3 protein-coding genes and 1 pseudogene are annotated in these 4,968 nt (G+C 58.7%); 1 reads left to right on the top strand and 3 read right to left on the bottom strand.

The features are described 5' to 3' along the window. A partial coding sequence (gene nudC / locus ACFE0K_RS12655) for an NAD(+) diphosphatase (protein ID WP_434536405.1) occupies nt 1-693 on the bottom strand: 693 nt, incomplete at its 3' end. Next, nucleotides 693-2,372, bottom strand: a complete 1,680-nt coding sequence (locus ACFE0K_RS12650) for a hypothetical protein (RefSeq protein ID WP_434536404.1) — start codon at nt 2,370-2,372, stop codon at nt 693-695. The genes ACFE0K_RS12650 and nudC, both read right to left, overlap by 1 nt. A gap of 516 nt (nt 2,373-2,888) precedes the next feature. Between ACFE0K_RS12650 and nhaB the strand changes: the two genes are divergently transcribed. Next, complete coding sequence (nhaB, locus tag ACFE0K_RS12645; RefSeq protein WP_434536403.1) at nt 2,889-4,478, top strand: sodium/proton antiporter NhaB; 1,590 nt, start codon at nt 2,889-2,891, stop codon at nt 4,476-4,478. A gap of 75 nt (nt 4,479-4,553) precedes the next feature. On the opposite strand, the pseudogene ACFE0K_RS12640 reads toward nhaB, so the two are convergent. Beyond that, nucleotides 4,554-4,968, bottom strand: a pseudogene (locus ACFE0K_RS12640) (DNA polymerase III subunit epsilon); the annotation flags it as partial.

Below are 4,968 nucleotides of genomic sequence, written 5' to 3'. Positions count from 1 at the left end.
ATCAATACAAATTTCCCCCCCGTCATATTCTGTGTGAAAGCCCAGCATCAACGATGGTGGAAACGTCCATGACTGGCTGGTGAGAGATCGACGATTTCTCACCTCGACGCCGCTTTCTTCCCCAACTCCGCGGGCCAGAGCCTGCTCCGCCGACTCCCCTGCCTCCATGAAACCTGCCAGACAGGAATACATCCCTTCCGGGAAACGGGTTGAGCGCCCCAACAATGCATGCTCGCCGCGGGTCACCAGAGCAATGATGCAGGGGGTGATTCTCGGGTACTGGAAATAGCCACAGGCCGAACAGGTCATGGCCAGATCCCGGGAATGGGCTTCAGTCGGGGAGCCACAACGGCTGCCGAATCGGTGGTTCTTTTGCCAGCTGAGAAACTGCAAGGCCCGGCTGACCATCGAGAAGCCAGGCTCATCCAGTCCCCCGGAAATCAATTGCCGCAACGGCACCGGTTGCAAGGAACCATCATCCAGTTCGTGGTTGACCAGTTCACAGACGTAACAGGGCTCGCCATTCAACAGACCCAGGTAATAGTAATGCGGGTGCTGGCGAAGCATGTAAGCCGGCAGTAACGGTAACTGCCATTGATCGGCGGCAATCAGGATATTTTGCTCATGGATCACATAGCAACGGGCGAGTTCAGCGTCCTTGGGTTCGGGGCTGGAGAGATCAATCATGGTCATCAAGCCACTTTGGTTACCGGGTAACCCAGCGCTTTCATGCTTTCTTCCGCCACCTCAAGCACACCATCGCCGATGGGCTTCTGCTCTTCCATGCTTTCCAGGTAGTAATCCACGCCAGTGAGGGCGTCGGCCAGGGTTTCCATATTTTCCTTGGTGGGAGTCGTCGGAGCCTCGATGAGCTGATGGACGATGTATTTGTGACATGACTCAGTCACACCCCGGGCCCGCTGCAGCTCCAGGAACATCAAGCCACCGGCAATGGAGGCGAAGGTTCCGGGCAGGTTGGAAAGATGCATGGCATCCCAGTTGTTATCCATAAAGGAACTGATGGAACGCTTGGCCAGGGCCAGACCGGCACGGCACTCCCCGACCACGGTCATGCGCGCATCATCCAGCTGGTACAGGGAAATACCGCTGTTGTTGCTACCGCGATGAATGTCGTCTTCCGGCGCAATGCTGCGCTCCAGATTCGCCGCCACGTTCTCTACCATCAGCAGATCATCTACCAGTGCATGAAATGCTTCGCTTTCCACATTCTGGTCAGCACGCCACTCGTTTACCTGCGCGGCCCGCTGCTTGATCACCCCGGCCTCATCGTCCTTGCCGATCATGGCCAGGGTGCTACCCAGACGGTTGAGGCTGGCGGCCACGGACTGATAGTTAGTGTCAGCCACCCCCTGGGAGGCCATATCCAGGCTTTCTTTCAGCTCACTGATCTCATCGCGCATGGCGCTGGCCACGGAACGGATCACCGAGCCGCTGGCACCGGTCATCAGCGCCAGTTCACGCTGCAGGATGGCGTCGGACACATCATTATTCAGGGTAAACGCCTGCTTCACTTCCGCCACCACTCCCGTGTCCAGGGAAGACAGGGAAACCAGATAGAGGCTTTCCTTGATCATCAACAATGGTGCTTCTTCACCAAGCGCCTGATCCCCCCCATAGACCAGCTTCTTCAATTGTCGGTCGTACTGGGACAACAGCGCCTTGCGGGCTGGAGTGATCGCCATGTCATCGGCCACCATGGCCGTGATAACAGCCTGACCGATCCACAGGAAGCGACTCAGCCCACAGTCACCGGCGGCACGATCCAGGCGCACCAGGGCCCTTCCCATCAGGCGGAGGTTTACCGAAGGGTTCAGATCTCGCAACACACCCAACAGGCCGGTCTGGTACATGTGACGCAGGCGCCGGGCCAGGGCCGGCAACTCGGCGCGAGGCAGGTCACTGTCCGGCGCGGGCGGGTTACGGGGCCGGGACAACTCGGCACTGAAAAAATGGCTTTCCTGAATCAACGCCTTGCCACCGGCGCGACGCAACTCATTAATACCACCGATCAGCAGGGCCGGCAGAGTGCGGTTCTTCAGCTGGACATAATCGAAATAGCGGGTGAGCAACACAATGGCATTGCTCAATGCCTGTACCCGGGCATCGGACTGCTTTTCACGCAGCTCCCGGGCGGCAAGTGACATCTCTTCACTCATCAGAGCAGCTGCAGGCAGCTCCACCACCTGGCAGATACCCCGCAATTGCTGGAAGTCCTCGGCACAGCGTGCCAGCTCCTCCTGACGGGAGGGGTCGTCGGAGAACGCCTCCAGGCTGTTTTCCGCTTCCGTCAGGGTGGCGTCAATCGCTTCCTTGAGAAAAGTCAGGGAGGTGGTATTCGTTATGGCGACCATGGACTCTCCGCAAGCACCCAACTGTTATTATCATCGGTCCGATCCGTAAAGCCGTGCAAACCCCCGGATACGCCGCAATTCTCATGATAGAAGTGTCGGCAGGCCATTGAAACGCAAGCCGGGCGGGGCCAGCACCGACAGCCTTGCTGTCTTTTCAAGCACCTGAGCACTTGATTAACTGTACCCACCCTGCCGGTAGCCTGCCTTCCAGGCGGCGTTGAAAAGGGCTTCACACTCCTTTTCAACACCGACCGAGAAAGGCGCATCAACTTTTGCACGTCATCAAACAGTGCGTCAACTTTCATTTGTAAGCAACTGATTTATTGGCCATTTGTTAACCTGGCCACACTCTGACAACCGCGTCTTCGCCATCGTTAACCCTAAACCGGCTGCGGGAGTGTCAACCCCTACCATCGTCCGGCCCCGATCCCCGCCATCTGCACTGTACTGGGGCAAGGCAAGTCCGTATGATTGCGGCCGCTAAAACCCCGTTCATCCCTCGCGCAGGATTCCGCCATGTCAGCCACGCTTGGCCGTGCCTTTTTGCACAACTTTCTTGGGCAAGCTCCCGCCTGGTACAAGTACACCATCATTGCCTTCCTGGCGGTGAATCCGCTGATCCACCTGACCCTGGGTCCGGTTGTCGCCGGGTGGCTACTGCTGGCCCAGTTCATCTTTACGCTGGCTATGGCGCTAAAGTGCTACCCGCTCCAGCCGGGCGGCCTGCTTGCCATTGAGGCGGTACTGATCGGGCTAACCTCCGCGGAGACAGTGCTGCACAAGGTCGAGAGCAACCTGGAGGTAATGCTGCTGCTGATTTTCATGGTGGCGGGGATTTTCTTTCTCAAGGATCTGTTGCTGTTCCTGTTTACCCGCATCCTGCTGGGAGTGAAATCCAAGGTACGCCTTAGCCTGCTGTTCTGTGTTGCGGCGGCGATTCTCTCTGCCTTTCTAGATGCACTCACCGTTACCGCCGTGGTTATCGCAGTGTGCACCGGCTTCTTCGGCATCTACCACAAGGTGGCCTCTGGCAAGACCTTTCAGCAGAAGCATGATCACGGCGACGACACCAGCGTTGAAGATCTGCACCGCGAGGACCTGCGCCGCTTCCGCTCCTTCCTGCGCAGCCTGCTCATGCATGCAGCGGTGGGTACTGCCCTGGGCGGGGTCTGCACTCTGGTGGGCGAACCTCAGAACCTGCTGATCGCCAACAAGGCGGGCTGGGAATTCGGTGAGTTCTTCCTGCGCATGGCGCCAATCACCTTGCCGGTGCTGGTCATGGGCCTACTGACCTGCGTGTTCCTGGAAATCAGCGGCAGCTTTGGTTACGGCGAAGACATCCCGGAAAAGGTCCGCGGCATCATGCGTCAATACGCCCTGGAACAGGACCGCAAGCGGACCATGCAGAACCGGGCCGCTCTGGTGGTCCAGGCGCTCACCGCCGTATGGCTGGTGGTCGGACTGGCGACCCACGCCGCCTCCGTGGGCCTGGTAGGTCTGACGGTGATTATTCTGGCCACGTCCTTTACCGGCATCATCGAGGAACATCGCCTGGGTGCCGCGTTCGAAGAAGCCCTGCCTTTTACCGCCCTGCTGACGGTATTTTTTGCCGTGGTGGCGGTGATTGCGGACCAGCAACTCTTCGCCCCGATCATCGAATACGTACTGAGCCTGGAAAAACAGATCCAGGGGCCGGCCTTCTATGTGGCCAACGGGATTCTGTCGGCGGTGTCCGATAATGTCTTTGTGGCGACGGTCTATGTGGATGAAGTCGGGCAGGCACTACTGAAGGGCGAAATCGACCGTGACACGTTCGATCTGCTGGCCGTGGCCATCAACACCGGTACCAATATTCCCTCGGTTGCCACTCCCAATGGCCAGGCAGCCTTCCTGTTCCTGCTGACCTCGGCACTGGCGCCACTGGTGAGGCTATCCTACGGACGAATGGTGGTAATGGCCCTGCCCTATACCATCGTCATGTCCATTACCGGTCTGCTTATGTCGATGATGGCATTGGGGCCGGCAACGGATTTTCTCTACGAGAATGGCTGGATCGAACACCACGATGTGAGTGAGTTCCAGGTATCACCGGACAAAGGGCACTAAGTGACGCTGACGAGGGCAAGTTCTTTCGTTTACTTGCCTGTCAGGCGTCCGCTGTCGAGCATCCAGCCCGCTGTTTTACTGCAGCGGGCTTTGATCTCCCTGACGATCCCAGAGGGTAGGTTCACCGTTACTGTCGGCGATCGCTGACAGCTTGTCGCGGTGCCGCTGCAGCTCCTGATCGGAGGCCCGCACCACGGTGAGTCCCGGGCGCTGACCATCCAACCGGCGGATAGCCTCAGCTGCCATCTCTCCGCCCTGCTCTGCACTGTTATTACCGTCGAGAGACAGTCGGGTCTGCCCGCCGGTCATGGCCAGGTAGACGTCGGCAAGGATCTCCGCATCTAGCAAGGCCCCGTGCAGCTCCCGGTGGCCGTTTTCCACCCCATACCGGCGGACCAGAGCATCCAGATTGTTCTTCTGCCCCGGATGCTTCTGCCGCGCCATTACCAGGGTATCGAGCACGCCCCAGCGCTGCCCCATGGGCCCATCG

The organism is Alcanivorax sp., from assembly GCF_051117345.1.
GTDB lineage: Bacteria > Pseudomonadota > Gammaproteobacteria > Pseudomonadales > Alcanivoracaceae > Alcanivorax.
The sequence above is the reverse complement of the archived record's forward strand: the minus strand, read 5'-3'. Positions and strand labels throughout refer to the sequence as shown.

What these genes read in the sequence shown, in the direction of transcription:
- ACFE0K_RS12650 (WP_434536404.1), bottom strand. Translation starts at nt 2,372, where the DNA reads ATGGTCGCCATAACGAATACCACCTCCCTGACTTTTCTCAAGGAAGCG.
- nhaB (WP_434536403.1), top strand. Translation starts at nt 2,889, where the DNA reads ATGTCAGCCACGCTTGGCCGTGCCTTTTTGCACAACTTTCTTGGGCAA.